The organism is Enterococcus sp. BWB1-3, from assembly GCF_016745275.1.
GTDB lineage: Bacteria > Bacillota > Bacilli > Lactobacillales > Enterococcaceae > Enterococcus_L.
The window spans coordinates 1-16,505 of record NZ_JADOEP010000018.1; the positions used below are offsets into that span (position 1 = coordinate 1).

Sequence of the window (16,505 nt, forward strand, 5' to 3'; positions counted from 1 at the left end):
TTCATTTGGTGTAAGATGAGTATAGGTCATTTGTCTTCACTCCTTATAATTCTTTGGACGGAACTATTTTGAGTGTAGCACAAATGACTTATTTAGTTGTCTAGCTTAATTTTACTATCGGCGTTTCTTAAATATAAAAAATAAATTACTATTAAGTGAAACCTTTCAGTACATTTTTTTCTCTAATAAGTATAGGGAGGAGGAGGCAAAAGAGTTTATGAAAAATGAGTTACAAGTGAGTTTGGTTGAGAAGACCAAAAAAGGTGACGCTGAGGCGTTTGTAGAGCTTTGTCGATGTTATCAAAGTGTCTTGTATAACTCAGCGTACAAGTTACTTCAAAATAACGAAGATGTCTCGGATTGTCTACAAGAAACTGAAATAATTGCGTGGAAAAATATTAGTATGCTTAAGAACTCAGCTGCATTTAATACTTGGATTTTTAGGATTATGATAAATGTAGCAAAGGCTATTGTAAAACGAAGAATTGATATGGTTCGGATTGAAGAAAATGATGTGTTTGTTGAAGAAAAATATTATGGAGAATCTGAACTAGGGCAAATATTTGATCTGTTGCCTGAGAAATATAAAATTCCCATAATATTACATTATTACGCAGGTTTCAATATTAAGGAAATTGCCAGCCAACTGAATTTACCTAAAAATACAGTGAAAACTAGGTTAGCACGTGGAAGAGAGAGGTTAAAAATTTTATTGGAAGGAGAACAAAATGGCTGATAAAAATATTGATTTTGTTAGAAGTGAAATAGAAATTCCAGAAGAAGTGCTGAAGGATTTAGAGAAAAACCGACAAAGAATACTAAGTCACGAGGTGGAGCAGAAAATAAATACGAAGAAACATAAAAAAACAGTGATTTTAGCAGTTCTAGCAGTAGCGGTAGCAATGATTCTTTTTGTTAATCCGCAAGTTAACTCGGCTATAAGGAATGCTTTGGGGATAAGCAAAGATTCGGGTGTTGCAGCAATAGAAGATAAAGGGATAGAAAACAATTTGAATCTAGTAAGCAAATCAAATGACATGGAAATAACGTTAACAAAATTTGTTTCGACAAAAAGAAAAATGGCATTTGAGTATCAATTTAAAATGGATGAGGAATTAAAGACATTATTGGAAAAGAACAGTAAAACAGAAGATCCGTGGGCTAAGACATTTGAATTTATAGATGTTTCGCTCTATGTTAATGGGGGAACGAAGGATATCTATGGTGGAGTATCAGGTAGTTCAACCAGTCGAGTTGAGGGAGATATGTTTTACGGGTCTGTATTCTCAACTTTTGATAAGGAAATTATTCCTGAAAATGCCAAATTGACATTACATATCACTCGGTTAGCTTGGCAAGATAAGGAAGCTGCAGCAGCTGAGATATCGAGAGCAATGGAGAATCCAGACCCAACGGCAACGTTTACAATAGAGAATGCTATTGAATATGAGGGGGATTGGTCTTTCGATATTGAGTACAAACCATTGATGCAAACAGCTGCCCCAGAAATCAGTAACATAAATAATATTAGTGACATTCAAGTGAAGAGTGACGCATTACAAACCGTGGTGAAATTCAAGGCACCAGTCAATGAAGATAGCAGAACAGCGGTAACAATTTACAAAGATGGTGTTAAATTAGATGGTGTGACACATATGGGAAGTCAACAAATTGACGAAATCAGTGTTACTTTCAGCTTAAGTGCATTGGATAAAACAAATTCTGTTTATACGGTCCAATTAAATAAGATAGATTCTTTTGGTGAACCGATTGAAGAAATAGGATACTTTGATCTGAAAAACAACTAAAATGTTAATATTTCAAATTTTTACCTTTTTTATAGGAAAACTACAGATTAGTCAATTTGAATCGGATGGGTCGGGACTGTGACAAAAGTAGTCCTAAAATAATCAAAAAAGAAAAATGGCAATCGAAAATTTGTTGAAAGCTTTCGATTGCCGTTTTTCTTTGTCTTTTCCCCGTGCTCTGGCAGCTAATTTCATCATGCTTAAAGCTAAAATGACAATCCCGGATTCTCTCCGAACCTTCTCCATCCCCCCTACATGATAACGGGTGAAACCCAAACAAGCCTTCTCTTTTTTCTTAAACATCTATTTTACAGTACCAGATTCAGTAAATAATATGACTATTTTTTTGTATCGCCGATAGTAAAATTAAGCTAGATAACTAAAGTAAGTCATTTGTGCTACACTCAAAATAGTTCTGACCAAAGACTTATAAGGAGTGAAGTCAAGCATTTCCTATTTCATGCTCTGTCAGGACACTCTATCGTAAGTTCAAAGCCAATCAATTTGAGTGCATAAAATTCCCAATGAAGGGAAAAAGAAAGCCCAACAGGTATAACGAGCGTCGCAGAAAGCAAGCGTTTAAACGCACTATTTCAGAAAGAATTAATGACTATCCTGAATTTAACCAGGAATTTGGTCATTTGGAAGGCGACACAATTGTCGGCGTTCATCATAAAAGTGGCGTCATCACGCTGGTTGAGCGCCTGTCAAAAGTGATTATTACGCTGAAACCAGACAGTCGCAAAACAGTAGATATCGAAAAAGCAACCACTAAATGGTTACAAAATATTCTCAAGAACTTATTTAAATTCATTATCTTTGATTGTAGAAAAGAGTTCTCAAATTGGAAAGATATGAGTAATGACAATGATAGTTCGATCTATTTTGCAGATCCTGGAACACTGTCACAACGGGGATTAAATGAGCATTCAAATGGCTTATTGCGTAAAGACGGTCTACCTAAGAGCATGGATTTTAATCAAGTTGACCAAGCCTTTGTTTCAGCTGTCGCCTCCAAAAGAAATCATATACCAAGAAAATCATTAAATTATCAAATACCAATAGAGGTATTTTTGAGTTACATAAGTGAAGATCATTTGTCTAGCTTAATTTGACAAATAAAAAGGAGAAAAGCATGACTAAAAGACCATCATTAGACAAAAACTTAGATAGCAAAATATTTCGTGATTTCTATTATTTGAAAGAAGAGTTGGTAGACTTTTGTAGAGAAAATGGCTTGCCTGTTTCGGGAGGGAAAATAGATATAACAGATAGGATAGCCTATTTTCTTGATTCTGGTAAAGTGCTATCTGCAACACCTAAAAAGAAAAAAGCAACAGTAATATCCAATATTAGCAAAGACACAAAAATTGAACCTAATTTTGTATGCTCCGAACAGCATAGAGTATTTTTTAAGGAATATATAGGAAGTGGTTTTTCATTTAATGTAACATTTCAAAAATGGTTAAAAAGTAATGAAGGAAAAACGTATCAAGAGGCAATAATAGCCTATCATAAAATTCTTGAAGATAAGAAAATGGGAAAAACGAAAATTGACAAACAATTTGAGTACAATACCTATATTAGAGATTTTTTTGCAGATAATAGGGGAAGTTCTTTAGAAAAAGCGATTAAGTGTTGGAAATATAAAAAGCAATTACAAGGGCATAATCGATACGAAAAATCAGATCTAATAGCGATAAACTGAAAGATTCAAATTTGAATTTTTAGTATGGTCTTAATGATGTATTACCGAAAGGGAATGGGAGAACACAGCGTGAAGTTATTCGGGTTTTTGCGTTGGCTAAAGGGTACGTGGTGTTGATTAATGTTGTGATGGTCAAGATGAAGTTTATAAGCAATAATATGAATGGAACAGCTTATTCGGATATGAAATTTGTGGAGAGATTGGCCAGTTCCTGATGAAGAAAATAGTTGAATAATAAATTTTTTATGAGATAAAGACAGAAATACTTTGAATGAGATATTTTTGTCTTTTTTACTATCGGCGTAACTAAAAATCCAAGTTTTATTTATCTGAAAGGAAACATGACTTTTAGTATAGGGATATCGGTTATAATTCTTAGAGAAGATGCTGGATACTTATTAAACGTTCGCCCATGAAAGTCATATTTTTATACACCGAAACTTATACCGGTTGACTTCAAACATGAGAATCCTCTTCGGATCATTACGAATCGGCATGATCTTAATGTACAGGTGATTGCGACCTTGTTGACTACGCTTATTAAGCTTAAAATAGGGATAAAGGAAAAGATGTTTCAGATCAAGCGTTTGTTTCGCCCGCTGTGCCCGGACTTTCCTTTTTGATTTTTTTGGAAAAAGTAAGTAATCAGAATATACTGACTACATTTATACAGCACTGATGACTTATTATAAAAGTTTACAGGTCATATTTCTTTTTTTAGTTTACAAAAGCGCAAGGAAGCGATAGAATACGGGAATATGGGAACAAAAAAACAGATCAATCTACTGATGTTATATTAAAGCTATCAGAGTCATAGATTAATGATAAATAGGAGAGTTATGGAAATGTATGAATTTAAGATTGGCGTTAATCCTGAAGAACATGATCAGTTTGTAAAAGAACATCCGTTGTGTAATTTGCTGCAGTCGTCTTCCTGGGCTAAGGTAAAAGATAATTGGGATTCAGAAATAGTCGGCGTATATAGTGATGGAAAACTGGTTGCATCAAGTTTGGTACTTATTCAGACTCTTCCGGCAGGGTTTACGATGCTGTATACCCCCAGAGGACCAATTTTAGATTATACTAACAAGGAGCTTGTTCACTTTTTTCTGACAAATCTGAGGAAATTTGGAAAGCAGAAACGGGCACTTTTTGTTAAAATGGACCCGACAGTAATCCATAAGAATATTTCACTGACTCGTGAAGAAACGCTGAACTCTCAGGCTGAGGAAATTGTTCAAAATATTGAAGCTAGTGGGGCAAGGCATCAGGGCTATACAATGGAAATGGATGCGACCATCCAACCTCGATTCCAGGCTAATATCTATAAAGAAAACTTTAGTGAAGAGCAGCTGTCCAAGAGTACGAAGAAGATGCTGAAGCAGGCAGAAAAAAAGGGAGTCGTTGTCCATATGGGGCATCAGGAGCTGGTTTCTGATTTTGGGAAAATGGTTCAGCTGACGACAGAGCGTCAACACATCTCTTTGCGGAATGCAGACTATTTTACCAAGCTAATGACTATCTATCCTGAAAATTCATTTATTATGCTTGCAGAGGTAGATTTAAAAGCTCGTTATGAAGAAACAAAAGCTCGACATGATAAAAATAAAGAAGAGCTGGCTAATTTGAAAGAGAATCAAGTGAAGAAACGTCATAATTTAGAAGAGCTGGAATTTTCTTTGACAAGAGAATTAGCTGAACTGGAAGAGCATATTGCTGACTCAGGAGATAAGGCTGTTGTGGCCGGAGCATTGGCTTTGAATTTTGGTTCAACCAGTGAAATTCTATACGCAGGAATGGATGATCGTTACAAACGCTATATGCCTGCATACAAAGCGTGGTATGAGTCCATTAATGAATGTTTTAACCGCGGCTGCCAAAGCTGTAATATGGGGGGATTAGAAGGATCATTGAATGATGGTCTGTTGAAATTCAAATCTAATTTCAATCCGACAATCAATGAATTCATTGGAGAATTTGATTTGCCTGTGAACAAGCTGCTGTTTAGAGCGAGTCAGTATGCCTATAAATTGAGAAAAGGCAGAAAATAAAAAAGAGTGTAAACCAAAAATTTAAATACCGCTCCAAAATCAGACAGAAAATCTGACTTTGGAGCGGTATTTTTTTTTATCTTATGATACAAACTTTTCTACAATTTTTGTGTGGTATTTGTTTTTGTTAATCGAAGCAAGACAGCTGCAACCGCAACTGTGGCAAAGGCCGCCACAAGAGCTTCGATAATTCCGCTCGTAAAAATGATTCCCAGAATAACAGAAAATACTGTTTCGATATCAATGTCCATTGCCTGAGCATATGCATCTTTAAACAACAGGAAAATCCCGCCCATTACTAAAATAGTATTGGTTGCTGAACCGCAGAAACCTGCTATAAAAAGTCCGACTGTCTGCAAAGACTTATTATTTTCCGCTTTTGTTTTAAACAGCTTGTAAACATAGTAGGGAACAACCCCAATTAATATTCTTGGAATGAAGGCTATTAGAACTGCTTTCCAGCTTCCCTGATCTGTCCCAATAACAGGAATTACTGGTGAAAAAACAAAGGAAAGAGGAGAGATAATGATTGTACTCCGAATCATACTGATGATACCGAAGACGCCTCCCAGAAATCCGCCAATCTTAGGTCCTAAAATAATCGATGCAATGATAACAGGAATATGCATAGTTGTTGCATTAATTGGGCCGATTGGTATAAACCCCAGAAATGGAACGACAGCGAGTAAAATAAGGATCGCTAAAAACATTGCTGTTAAAGTGAAATTTTTTGTGTTTTTCATTTATTGACTCCTTTCCTGAGAAGATGATTTGGACCGCTGCTATCATTTTGAAAGAATACATTAATATCAATTCTTATGCAAATAACAGCAGCATTGTTTAATATCTGTCTGAAAACGTTGGTGGCAAGTGTTTTTGTAGTTTTATGGATATCATCGGCATAAATCCTCACTTATGAACTATACAAGCTGCCCTTTTTCATGGACCTCCACCAAAATCGCTGAAAAACTCATTTTCCCAATAGTCTTCAGATTGGTCCTAGTGAACATTATCCAGAATCTGGTGTACATAAGCAACGATCTCATCTACCTCTGCCAGTGCACCTCTGCCAAAATCTCCACAGGCAAGTAAAGCTTCCCGCGGCTCAAGCTCCTGATAGCCGATTTCCTTCAAGGTATTCAAATTGCGCTGCATGATCAGATTTTGATACATATACGTATTCATCGCCGGTGCAATAACCTTAGGAACTTCCTCTTTCAGAGCAAGGGCAATAGTGGACAGCATATCATCTGCAATCCCATTTGCCAGCTTGCCAATAATATTAGCAGATGCCGGAGCAACAAGAAAGAGATCAGCCTTTTTGGCAAGCTCAATGTGATTAATCTGTTCAGGGTAAATTTCTTCCATTACTTCAGTATGAACGGGTCGTTTAGATAAAGCCTGCAACGTCAACGGTGTAATGAATTTTGTACTGTTCGTAGTCATGATAACTTCGACGGAATAGCCAAGTTTCATCAGTCGACTGGTGATATCAGCTGCTTTATAAGCGGATATACTGCCTGAAACACCTAATAAAATTGTTTTCATAATAGGTTGCCACCTTTTCTTTTGTTAAGAAACCAAATGTTAGTATTATTCTAACAGAAAACAGCTGTTTAGTGATGATACAGCAATTATTTTTTCAGTATTTGTGTGTTTATGCGTGTTGCCTGATTGCTTTGCCAGTATGATCCCTCTGCTTTTAATTTGAATAATATAATCGAAAACCTTAAAAAATTTGTTGCAAATGAATCAGAATCGACTAAGTTTTTCCACATTTTTTACAATCAGCTGTGCAATTTCTTTTTTTGTATCAGCTGTTTCTACATGATGATCTGCATGGATTAAAAGTCCACGGTGATTATTTCCTTGAATATTTTCTAAGTCATTTGCCAGAACGAAATCACAGTGATTTTTTTCAAGTGCAGCTGTTCCTACGTTGATCAGCTCATTGTCTGTAACACCTACAAGCAGTTTGAATCCTACTAAAATAGTATCGGGCTGATGTTCACGAATCATAGCAATTATTTTAGGGTTTTTCTTTAAGAAAAGCAAGAGTCGATCTGTATTGGAAGAAATCTTTTTTTCTGATTGACTTTGCTGACCAAGCGAATCTAGGACAGATTTTATGATTTCACTAATTTTCTGTCCCGTAGACAACTCTTCTTTTTGCAGTTTTTTTGTCAGATTCTGAATTAATTCTTCCTCAGGAATACTGGTTTCGCTGGAGAAGTCGCTGACTGCCATACTATGAATAATACTGTCAAAATTGTGATTGGATAATAGCATCTTCATCTGCTGCTGAAGTTCATCTGTTGTTTCTATTTCTATTACAGTCAGCTGTTTATTTTCAGCAGGACGAACAGCATAAGGGGTGGTCAGATAAATCACCTGATGCTCTTTTTCTAAAAAGACTTCCGCAATTGTTTGCCCTAAACGCCCTGTGGAATGGTTGGTAATGGAGCGGACGTTATCAATTTTTTCTGATGTACCTCCAGCTGTAATTAATACCTTCATTAACGATCTCCTTAATCAAATTTGATAATGGTTCTTCCGATGTGCTGCCCTTTTTGAAGAGAGGTGAATATTTCCGGTGCCTGACCCAGTGAGATTTCAGCAACTAATGCCTGCTCAGTGATATTCAGGTCAGTTGCCAGTCGATTCCAAATGGTCAGTCGTTTCTTCATATCAGTATTCACAGAGTCAATGCCCAACAGATTAATTCCCCGCAAAATAAATGGCAGGACAGTTGTTTTTAGATTAATTCCTCCGGCATTTCCGCAAATAGCAGCACTTCCTCCGTAGCTGATTAATGGCAATACAGCAGACAATGTCTCACCGCCCACAGTATCCAGAACAAAATCATATTCCTGTTTTCCAAGTGGACGGATTTTCTCAGGAATAAACTCATCTAATAGAAGGACATTGGAAGCTCCTAGCTTTTCTAAAACGGCAGCAGATTCTTTTTTTCTTGTTAATGCAGTGATGTTTTTGTAACCAAGCTTATTCAGCATGGCAATTCCAAGACTGGCTACACCGCCTGAAGCCCCTGTTACTAAAATATGTGCCTCTTTGTTTTCAGATAGTCCATGCTTTTCAAGACCATCTACACATAAAGCGGCAGTAAAGCCGGCTGTTCCTATAATCATCGCATCCTTTACCGACAGCTGTTTAGGTAAAGAGACAACCCAAGAGGCAGGAACACGTACATATTCAGAAAATCCTCCAGTATGTGCAACGCCTAATCCATAGCTGGTGACAATGACTTTGTCTTTTGGCTGAAACTGATCACTTTGGGAAGAGACGACTTCTCCACTGACATCAATTCCCGGAATCATAGGATAATTGCGGATGACACCGCCGTTTTTGAGTACCACCAAAGAGTCCTTATAATTAATTGAAGAATAATCAGATTTGATTAGGACTTCGCCTTCGGATAATTCTTTTTCTGAAATTTGTTTAATTTCAAAGACAATTTCACCATTTATTTCTTCAACCACAAGCGCTAAAAATTTTTCCACAATGTTACCTCCGTTATTATGCTGATTTATTGTTATCATCATATCACATTATTTGTTTTTTGTGAGAAAGTGTATAAGATAGAGCCTTTAAGATTTACTGATACCGCTTGGGTTTGTCTGTCTTTAAGTTAGAAAAAAATGTGACGAAAATTGTTTTCTGAGCAGCCTCTTTCTTTATAGAAATTTCTCCTTAAAAATCCTTAAAAAATAGTTGCTATTTTTTGAAAAATTTGTATACTGGAAAAGGTGTAATTAAACTACTAGTTTAGTATTACCAAACTTTTTTGAAAGACTAAATGATTTGAGTGAGGTGAGAATATGGAGATTGGTGATAAGCTGAAGAATTTGCGTGTTCAGAAAAATTTAACTCAGGAAGAGCTTGGAGAACGGACTGATCTGACCAAAGGCTACATTTCACAGTTGGAAAGGGATTTGAGTTCACCGTCAATGGAGACGTTCTTTAATATACTGGAAGTTCTGGGAGTGACACCTGAAGAATTTTTCAGTGAAGATAGTGTGGAACAGAAGGTTGTATATGGGGAACAGGATTGCACCTATTATCTTGATGAAGAAAACGGGTATATGCTGAAGTGGCTGATTCCTGAATCGAATGAAATGGATATGGAGCCGGTATTACTGACATTTGATCGAGATGGAGAGTATAAGACCTTTGAACCATCCTTATCAGAAACCTTTATTTATGTTCTGGAGGGGGCTGTTTCTTTAGTCCTTGGAGAAAACGTACACGCAGCTAAAAAAGGAGAAGCAATCTATTATGAAGCCTCCGAACCTCATCAGTTAAAAAATAAATCCAAAGGGAAAAGCAGAGTGCTGATTGTAGCAACTGAATCTTATCTTTAAAATGGGGGAATGAACGAGTGGGAAAAACAATTATTTCTTTTGATTCTGTAGCAAAACAATACGATGATGAAACAGTATTAAAGAAAGTCAGCTTTGAGATTGAAGAAGGAAAGTTTTATACGTTACTTGGTCCTTCAGGTTGCGGGAAAACAACGATATTGAGGATTCTAGCAGGCTTCACAGATGTCAGCGAGGGCGATGTCTACTTTGAAGGGAAAAAGATCAATGTTGTTCCTGCAAACAAACGCCCGGTCAACACTGTTTTTCAGGATTATGCCTTGTTCCCTCATATGAATGTTTTTGATAATGTGGCATTCGGTCTTAAAATAAAAAAAATGCCTAAACAGGAAATTGAAAAAAAGGTCAAGGATGCCTTGAGAATGGTTCAGCTGCCTGGCTATGAAGGTCGGGAAATTAGTGAAATGTCCGGGGGACAGCGTCAGCGTGTTGCGATTGCCCGTGCAATCGTAAATGAGCCGAAAGTTCTTTTGCTGGACGAGCCGTTGTCTGCGCTTGATCTGAAGCTGCGGACAGCTATGCAGTATGAGCTGCGGGAGCTGCAGCAGCGGTTGGGAATTACGTTTATTTTTGTTACTCATGATCAGGAGGAAGCACTTGCGATGAGTGATGAAATATTTGTGATGAATAAAGGAAGAATTATTCAAAGCGGAACGCCGGTAGATATTTATGATGAGCCGATTAATCACTTTGTTGCTGATTTTGTTGGAGAAAGCAACATTGTTGATGGGACAATGATTGAAGATAATCTGGTGGAGTTTGTTGGAAGACAATTTGAATGTGTGGATGGCGGTATGCGGTCCAATGAACCGGTTGAAGTCGTTATCCGACCGGAAGATCTGTCCATTACAACTCCTGATAAAGGAAAACTGGTTGTTACTGTTGACACCCAGCTGTTCAGAGGAGTTCACTATGAAATTATTTGTTTTGATGAACAGAAAAATGAGTGGATGGTTCATTCTACAAGGAAAGCAAAAGAAGGCTCTCAGGTAGGGCTGTTTTTTGAGCCGGAAGATATCCATGTTATGCGATTTAATGAATCTGAAGAAGACTTTGATGCACGTCTTGAAAGCTATGAAGAGTAGAGGAGGCAGGAAATGAAAGCAGTTCGTCGAATTTATTCGATTCCTTATACATTATGGCTGCTGTTGTTTGTAATAGCACCGGTTTTATTAATTATCTATCAATCTTTTTTCGATATGAACGGGCAGTTTACACTGGAAAACTACCAGATTTACTTTACTTCTGGAACTTATCTGGCAATGACGTTTAATTCTGTCTGGTATGCCTTTTTGATTACTGCAGTGACGTTGCTGATCAGCTATCCGACAGCTTATTTTCTGACAAAACTGAAGCATAAGCAATTATGGCTGATGCTGGTTATTTTGCCGACATGGGTAAACTTGCTGTTGAAGGCTTATGCGTTTATCGGAATTTTCAGTGTACATGGAACAGTCAATCAGTTTTTAGGCTTCATTGGTATCGGGTCGCAGCAGATTCTCTTTACAGACTTTAGCTTTCTGTTTGTGGCTGCCTATATTGAACTGCCATTTATGATTATGCCGATTTTTAATGTATTGGAAGAAATGAATCCTTCGCTGATTAGTGCTAGCCGGGATTTGGGTGCGAACAATACTGAAACGTTTCGCAGGGTAATTTTTCCATTGTCATTAAATGGTGTAAAGAGCGGGGTTCAGGCCGTATTCATCCCGTCACTTTCGTTATTTATGCTGACTCGTTTGATTGGCGGAAATCGTGTCATTACGTTGGGAACAGCGATTGAGCAGCATTTTCTGGTTACGCAAAACTGGGGAATGGGCTCGACCATTGGTGTCGTTTTGATTGTTGCAATGGTAGCGGTGATGCTCTTGACAGGTGAAAAGAGAAAAGGAGGGCGGATCAAATGACTAAAAAGCGTTTTAAGTGGTCAAATATCTATTTGGTTCTGGTTTTTCTTTTACTGTACGCACCAATTTTTTATCTGATCTTGTACTCATTTAATGATGGAGATACAATGAATAATTTTACCGGCTTCACCTTTGACAATTACAGGGCTGTGTTTGAAGATACACGCCTCCTGATTATTGTGTTGAATACATTTTTGCTTGCTTTTTTATCTGCGTTGATTGCGACTGTTATTGGAACTTTTGGAGCGATGGCTATTTACTATACGAGAAGTCGCAGAAACCGAACAGCCTTGATGAGCTTTAACAATATTCTGTTGGTATCACCAGATGTTATTATCGGTGCCAGCTTTCTGATTTTCTTTACTGCTGTGGGCTTTATAAGTTTAGGGTTTACCAGTGTTCTGTTGTCTCACATTGCTTTCAGTATCCCTATTGTCGTTCTAATGGTTCTGCCAAAGCTTCAGGAAATGAACGATTCCATGGTGGATGCTGCCAGAGATTTGGGCGCAAGTAATTTTCAAGTATTAAAAAATATCGTATTACCTTATCTGTCTCCTGGGATCATTGCCGGTTATTTCATGGCGTTCACGTATTCTTTGGATGATTTTGCTGTAACGTTTTTTGTGACAGGGAATGGTTTTACGACTCTTTCTGTTGAAATTTATTCTCGGGCAAGACAAGGGATTAGCCTGGAAATCAATGCGCTGAGTGCTCTAGTCTTTCTATTCTCAATGATTCTTGTCATTGGCTACTATTTTATCAGTCAGGACAATACCTCTAAACGATTAAAAAAAATTCGACGCGAACAAAGCGAGGTGGCTAAACTGTCATGAAAAAGCTGAATTCTTTATTTGCCGGCATTCTTGTGATTATTTTACTGTTGTTTATCGGTGTTGGACAGTTGGAACGTGCAAGCGGGATGGCTGGTGCGGATACTCTGACTATCTACAACTGGGGAGATTATATTGATCCGGCTCTGATTAAGGCGTTTGAAAAAGAAACTGGCTACAAAGTGAACTACGAGACATTTGATTCAAATGAAGCAATGTTCACTAAGATACAGCAGGGGGGAACTGCATATGATATCACCATACCATCTGAGTATATGATCCAGAAAATGATAAAGGAAGAGATGCTTCTGCCTATTGATCATTCCAAACTTAAAGGGCTGGAAAATATTGATGAACGTTTTCTGAATCTGGATTTTGATCCGAGTAACCAGTATTCTATTCCTTATTTCTGGGGAACATTGGGGATTATTTATAATGACAAGTTTATCAATGAAGAAGAGATGCAGGAGTGGGATGATCTGTGGCGTCCGGAATTGAAAGACAATCTAATGCTGATTGACGGGGCGCGTGAAGTGATTGGCCTATCGTTGAACAGTCTGGGCTGCTCGTTAAACAGTAAAGATAATCGAGAACTGTTCGAGGCTTCGGAGAAATTAAATTCATTAACAACAAATGTTAAAGCGATTGTGGCAGATGAAATCAAGATGTACATGATTAATGAAGAAAGTGCTGCGGCTGTTTCATTTTCCGGTGAAGCTGCTGAAATGCTGGATGGCAATGAGCACCTTCATTATGTTATTCCTTCACAGGGATCGAATTTGTGGTTTGATAATATCGTTATTCCAAAAACAGCTAAAAATGTTCAGGGAGCCTATGATTTTATTAATTTCATGCTGAAGCCGGAAAATGCAGCACAGAATGCTGAATACATCGGCTACTCAACACCGAATAAAAAAGCCAAAGTGCTTCTGCCCGAAGAAATCTCAGAAGATGAACAGTTCTATCCAAGCGATGAAACAATCTCTCGCTTGGAAGTTTATGAAGATTTGGGACAGGAATATTTAGGTATTTATAATGATCTGTTTCTGGAATTTAAGATGTATCGGAAATAGGATGGAACCTTCGGTAAAAATGAACATCATCAAAATTTTTGAACCAGTTTTACCTATTATTTTATTGACAGATTCACAGTTTAAAAAAAGCGACTATTTAGTCGTTTTTTTTTATAAACCTTAATGAGTGGAAAGTATTCAATAGCCAAAAGTCAACAAGGGCTAATCTGCAAACCAGCTTCAGAGCACTGCCCCCACCTAGTTATAAATTTTTTTGTAATACTATGAAAAATATGTATTTGGTATAATTATAGTATCAAAATAATTTTGAAATATAAAAAAGAAAAAAATACCATAAATATGTAACCGCTTTCTTTAAAATATTTACTATTGAAAGAACTATACTGGATTTATAGAGAAAGAAAGGGAGGAGAAGCTTATGAAAATTGTAGGTATAACTGCGTGTACTGCTGGAATTGCTCATACGTATATTGCAAAAGAAAAACTTGAAAAGGCAGCAATCAGAGCAGGGGATGATGTAAAAATTGAAACGCAAGGGTCAATAGGTGTTGAAAATGAATTGTCTTCGGAAGAAATAAAGCAAGCAGATGTAGTTGTTATTGCCACAGATATTTCAGTCAGCAGGGATCGGTTTAAAGGGAAAAAAGTAATTGAAATACCTATTAGTTTAGTGATGAAGTCACCCGAGGGAGTTATAAAAAAAATCCATGAAAAATTGGTTAAAGGATAGGAGTGAAAACCATGAAGGGAAAATTTGCTATTAAGAAGCATGTAATGACAGGGATTTCCTATATGATCCCTATTATTGTAGCTGGCGGTATTTTAGGCGCTTTAGCTAAAGGATTTGGTGGGTTTGATATCGGTGATCTAATTGAGCCCGGGGCAACACCCTTTACAAATATGAATCCGTTTACTTGGGTTGGTTTCTGGTGGGGAGTGAATAAAATCAGTTCTTATGCAATGAGCTTTGCCGTAGCAGTAATGACGGCTGGGACTTCCTATTCTATTGCAGGAAGACCAGCAATAGTTCCTGGGCTTGTATTGGGGTTTGTTGCTACAGAAACGAAAGCTGGTTTCATCGGCGGAATTTTGAGTGCATTTGTTATTGGCTGGTTTGTTAATTGGATGAAGAAATGGAAAGTTCCTGAATGGTTGAAAGGATTGATGCCTGTATTGCTTATACCAACATTAACTTCATTTGTTTGTGGAATGCTCTTCTTAATTGTACTATCTCCTCCTTTAGCGTACATAATGGATAAATTCCAATTATGGATTATTTCTCTAAATGGTGGAGCGAAATCAGTTATTGGTGCTGTTATTGGTGCAGGTATGGGCTTTGATTTAGGTGGTCCAATCAATAAGACTGCTTCTTTAGCAGCAAATGCATTGGGGGCTGACGGTATCTATGGACCGATGGCAGCAAAGATAGTTGGTGGTATGACACCAGCGATCGGAGCATTTATAGCAACCTTGGTTGCAAAAAATAAGTTCTCTCAAGCACAAAAAGAGACTGGGAAAGCGGCGTTACCGCTGGGCTTATGTTTTATTACTGAAGGATGTTTACCATTTGCAGCGGCAGATCCGCTTAGATTCATTTTTAGTTCAATGTTAGGTTCTTCTATTGCAGGAGCAATCGCTACTGGAATGGGGGTAGAATCTGTTGCTGGCCATGGAGGTATTTTTGTTGTTCCGATGATGGAAAAACCAATATGGTTCCTAATTGCTTTATTTGTCGGCTCACTTACAACTGGTATTGTGTATGGATTAATTAAAAAGTCAAATGAGCAGCAATCTGAATCAGAAGAAAATGAAGCAGATCTGGATGATATTGATTTTGATATAACCGTAGAATAAAAACGAGGTGGAAGAATGTTAGTGACAATGAAATCAATTCTTGATGATGCAAATAAACATCAGTATGGCGTTATGGCGATGAACAGTATAAATATAGAAATGGTACGGGGCGGAATTTTAGCAGCAGCTGAAGAAAATTCTCCGATCATTATTCAATTTGGTCCGGGACAGATGAAAAAGCATGCACATAAAGAAGAAATGTTTCCTGTAATAAAAGAACTGGCTGAGAGAGTTCATGTACCAGTTGCATTGAATTTGGATCATGGAATGGACTTTTCTGTAATCACTGATTGTATCAATATGGGGTTTACAAATGTTATGTTTGATGGATCTAGTTTGCCTTATGATGAAAATATGAAGAAGACCGAGATTATCTGTAGTCTTGCTCATAGTAAAGGGTGCTCAGTTGAAGCTGAATTGGGTCATGTTGGTCAAGCTGCCCAGGAGGATGACAGCGATGAGAATTTATATACAGACCCTAAGATAGCACAGGATTTTGTTAAATATACAGGTGTTGATGCACTTGCCGTAGCTATTGGAACAGCTCACGGAAATTATCCGAAAGGAAAAACACCCAAATTAGATTTTGATCGCCTGAAAGAACTAAAAGAGATTCTTCAAATTCCTTTAGTACTGCATGGCGGGTCAGGATCTGGCGAGGAAAACTTACGAAAAGCAGTTGCTTATGGAATTAATAAAATCAATGTTGCCACTGATGCTTTCTCGGCAGCAAAAAACGGGATGGTTAAAGCTTTAGATCAAGATCCAAGCATCGATTATTTAGAGCTGTGTGTAATTGCTGAAGAAAGTGTCAAAAAATTCGTGAAAGATTATGTTCAGATCATTGGTTCTTCAAACCGATATGTCTTCAATACAGAAAATATTACTATTCATGAGTAAAAATTGATTCGAA

At 37.3% G+C, this 16,505-nt stretch carries 17 protein-coding genes and 1 pseudogene; 13 read left to right on the forward strand and 5 right to left on the reverse strand.

Annotated elements, in window-relative coordinates; genetic code table 11:
* Positions 1–217: 217 nt before the first annotated feature.
* A complete protein-coding gene (locus IW492_RS12260; RefSeq protein ID WP_202067928.1) occupies positions 218–736 on the forward strand; it encodes an RNA polymerase sigma factor in 519 nt (172 codons plus the stop codon).
* Positions 729–1,808, forward strand: coding sequence for a hypothetical protein (locus IW492_RS12265; protein WP_236671903.1), 1,080 nt, complete (start codon positions 729–731; stop codon positions 1,806–1,808). The genes IW492_RS12260 and IW492_RS12265 overlap by 8 nt, the downstream gene beginning before the upstream one ends.
* A gap of 102 nt (positions 1,809–1,910) precedes the next feature.
* Here IW492_RS12265 and IW492_RS12270 read toward each other — a convergent pair whose 3' ends face one another.
* Positions 1,911–2,054: a hypothetical protein gene (locus IW492_RS12270; protein WP_202067929.1), complete on the reverse strand. Its 144-nt coding sequence runs from the start codon at positions 2,052–2,054 to the stop codon at positions 1,911–1,913.
* 206 nt (positions 2,055–2,260) lie between these two features.
* Here IW492_RS12270 and IW492_RS12275 point away from each other — a divergent pair.
* The 3 genes and pseudogenes from IW492_RS12275 to IW492_RS12285 form a co-directional block, all read left to right on the forward strand.
* Positions 2,261–2,923, forward strand: a pseudogene (locus IW492_RS12275) (IS30 family transposase); the annotation flags it as partial.
* Between the two features lie 20 nt (positions 2,924–2,943).
* Positions 2,944–3,516, forward strand: a complete 573-nt coding sequence (locus IW492_RS12280) for a DUF6434 domain-containing protein (protein ID WP_202067930.1) — start codon at positions 2,944–2,946, stop codon at positions 3,514–3,516.
* Between the two features lie 845 nt (positions 3,517–4,361).
* Positions 4,362–5,567, forward strand: a complete 1,206-nt coding sequence (locus IW492_RS12285) for an aminoacyltransferase (protein ID WP_202067931.1) — start codon at positions 4,362–4,364, stop codon at positions 5,565–5,567.
* Between the two features lie 98 nt (positions 5,568–5,665).
* Here the strand turns inward: IW492_RS12285 and IW492_RS12290 are convergent, their stop codons facing one another.
* The 4 genes from IW492_RS12290 to IW492_RS12305 all read right to left on the reverse strand — a co-directional run bounded on the left by IW492_RS12290 (position 5,666) and on the right by IW492_RS12305 (position 9,088).
* Complete coding sequence (locus tag IW492_RS12290) at positions 5,666–6,310, reverse strand: ECF transporter S component (protein WP_202067932.1); 645 nt, start codon at positions 6,308–6,310, stop codon at positions 5,666–5,668.
* Between the two features lie 256 nt (positions 6,311–6,566).
* Complete coding sequence (coaC, locus tag IW492_RS12295; protein WP_202067933.1) at positions 6,567–7,115, reverse strand: phosphopantothenoylcysteine decarboxylase; 549 nt, start codon at positions 7,113–7,115, stop codon at positions 6,567–6,569.
* 204 nt (positions 7,116–7,319) lie between these two features.
* Positions 7,320–8,084 (reverse strand): phosphopantothenate--cysteine ligase, encoded by a 765-nt coding sequence (gene coaB / locus IW492_RS12300; RefSeq protein ID WP_202067934.1) that lies wholly within the window; start codon positions 8,082–8,084, stop codon positions 7,320–7,322.
* 11 nt (positions 8,085–8,095) lie between these two features.
* Entirely contained in the window at positions 8,096–9,088 is a 993-nt protein-coding gene (locus tag IW492_RS12305) for an acrylyl-CoA reductase family protein (protein ID WP_330928002.1), read from the reverse strand.
* 318 nt (positions 9,089–9,406) lie between these two features.
* On the opposite strand from IW492_RS12305, the gene IW492_RS12310 reads away from it, so the two are divergent.
* The 8 genes from IW492_RS12310 to IW492_RS12345 all read left to right on the forward strand — a co-directional run bounded on the left by IW492_RS12310 (position 9,407) and on the right by IW492_RS12345 (position 16,492).
* Complete coding sequence (locus IW492_RS12310) at positions 9,407–9,949, forward strand: helix-turn-helix domain-containing protein (RefSeq protein ID WP_202067936.1); 543 nt, start codon at positions 9,407–9,409, stop codon at positions 9,947–9,949.
* Between the two features lie 17 nt (positions 9,950–9,966).
* On the forward strand, positions 9,967–11,052 hold the full coding sequence (locus tag IW492_RS12315; protein WP_202067937.1) for an ABC transporter ATP-binding protein: 1,086 nt from the start codon (positions 9,967–9,969) through the stop codon (positions 11,050–11,052).
* Between the two features lie 12 nt (positions 11,053–11,064).
* Complete coding sequence (locus IW492_RS12320; protein ID WP_202067938.1) at positions 11,065–11,874, forward strand: ABC transporter permease; 810 nt, start codon at positions 11,065–11,067, stop codon at positions 11,872–11,874.
* Positions 11,871–12,707: an ABC transporter permease gene (locus tag IW492_RS12325; protein ID WP_202067939.1), complete on the forward strand. Its 837-nt coding sequence runs from the start codon at positions 11,871–11,873 to the stop codon at positions 12,705–12,707. Before IW492_RS12320 ends, IW492_RS12325 begins: the two co-directional genes overlap by 4 nt.
* Positions 12,704–13,777, forward strand: a complete 1,074-nt coding sequence (locus tag IW492_RS12330; protein WP_202067940.1) for an ABC transporter substrate-binding protein — start codon at positions 12,704–12,706, stop codon at positions 13,775–13,777. The genes IW492_RS12325 and IW492_RS12330 overlap by 4 nt, the downstream gene beginning before the upstream one ends.
* Positions 13,778–14,156: 379 nt before the next feature.
* The gene (locus tag IW492_RS12335; RefSeq protein ID WP_202067941.1) at positions 14,157–14,468 is read left to right on the forward strand and encodes a PTS fructose transporter subunit IIB; all 312 of its coding nucleotides are present in this window, start codon (positions 14,157–14,159) and stop codon (positions 14,466–14,468) included.
* 11 nt (positions 14,469–14,479) lie between these two features.
* On the forward strand, positions 14,480–15,592 hold the full coding sequence (locus IW492_RS12340; protein ID WP_202067942.1) for a PTS fructose transporter subunit IIC: 1,113 nt from the start codon (positions 14,480–14,482) through the stop codon (positions 15,590–15,592).
* Positions 15,593–15,619: 27 nt separating this feature from the next.
* The gene (locus tag IW492_RS12345) at positions 15,620–16,492 is read left to right on the forward strand and encodes a class II fructose-bisphosphate aldolase (RefSeq protein ID WP_236671905.1); all 873 of its coding nucleotides are present in this window, start codon (positions 15,620–15,622) and stop codon (positions 16,490–16,492) included.
* Positions 16,493–16,505 lie beyond the last annotated feature (13 nt).

Bases quoted from the DNA above. Each gene is read 5' to 3' on its own strand.
- IW492_RS12260 (WP_202067928.1), top strand. From the start codon at position 218: ATGAAAAATGAGTTACAAGTGAGTTTGGTTGAGAAGACCAAAAAAGGT.
- IW492_RS12265 (WP_236671903.1), top strand. From the start codon at position 729: ATGGCTGATAAAAATATTGATTTTGTTAGAAGTGAAATAGAAATTCCA.
- IW492_RS12270 (WP_202067929.1), bottom strand. From the start codon at position 2,054: ATGGAGAAGGTTCGGAGAGAATCCGGGATTGTCATTTTAGCTTTAAGC.
- IW492_RS12280 (WP_202067930.1), top strand. From the start codon at position 2,944: ATGACTAAAAGACCATCATTAGACAAAAACTTAGATAGCAAAATATTT.
- IW492_RS12285 (WP_202067931.1), top strand. From the start codon at position 4,362: ATGTATGAATTTAAGATTGGCGTTAATCCTGAAGAACATGATCAGTTT.
- IW492_RS12290 (WP_202067932.1), bottom strand. From the start codon at position 6,310: ATGAAAAACACAAAAAATTTCACTTTAACAGCAATGTTTTTAGCGATC.
- coaC (WP_202067933.1), bottom strand. From the start codon at position 7,115: ATGAAAACAATTTTATTAGGTGTTTCAGGCAGTATATCCGCTTATAAA.
- coaB (WP_202067934.1), bottom strand. From the start codon at position 8,084: ATGAAGGTATTAATTACAGCTGGAGGTACATCAGAAAAAATTGATAAC.
- IW492_RS12310 (WP_202067936.1), top strand. From the start codon at position 9,407: ATGGAGATTGGTGATAAGCTGAAGAATTTGCGTGTTCAGAAAAATTTA.
- IW492_RS12320 (WP_202067938.1), top strand. From the start codon at position 11,065: ATGAAAGCAGTTCGTCGAATTTATTCGATTCCTTATACATTATGGCTG.
- IW492_RS12325 (WP_202067939.1), top strand. From the start codon at position 11,871: ATGACTAAAAAGCGTTTTAAGTGGTCAAATATCTATTTGGTTCTGGTT.
- IW492_RS12330 (WP_202067940.1), top strand. From the start codon at position 12,704: ATGAAAAAGCTGAATTCTTTATTTGCCGGCATTCTTGTGATTATTTTA.
- IW492_RS12335 (WP_202067941.1), top strand. From the start codon at position 14,157: ATGAAAATTGTAGGTATAACTGCGTGTACTGCTGGAATTGCTCATACG.
- IW492_RS12340 (WP_202067942.1), top strand. From the start codon at position 14,480: ATGAAGGGAAAATTTGCTATTAAGAAGCATGTAATGACAGGGATTTCC.
- IW492_RS12345 (WP_236671905.1), top strand. From the start codon at position 15,620: ATGAAATCAATTCTTGATGATGCAAATAAACATCAGTATGGCGTTATG.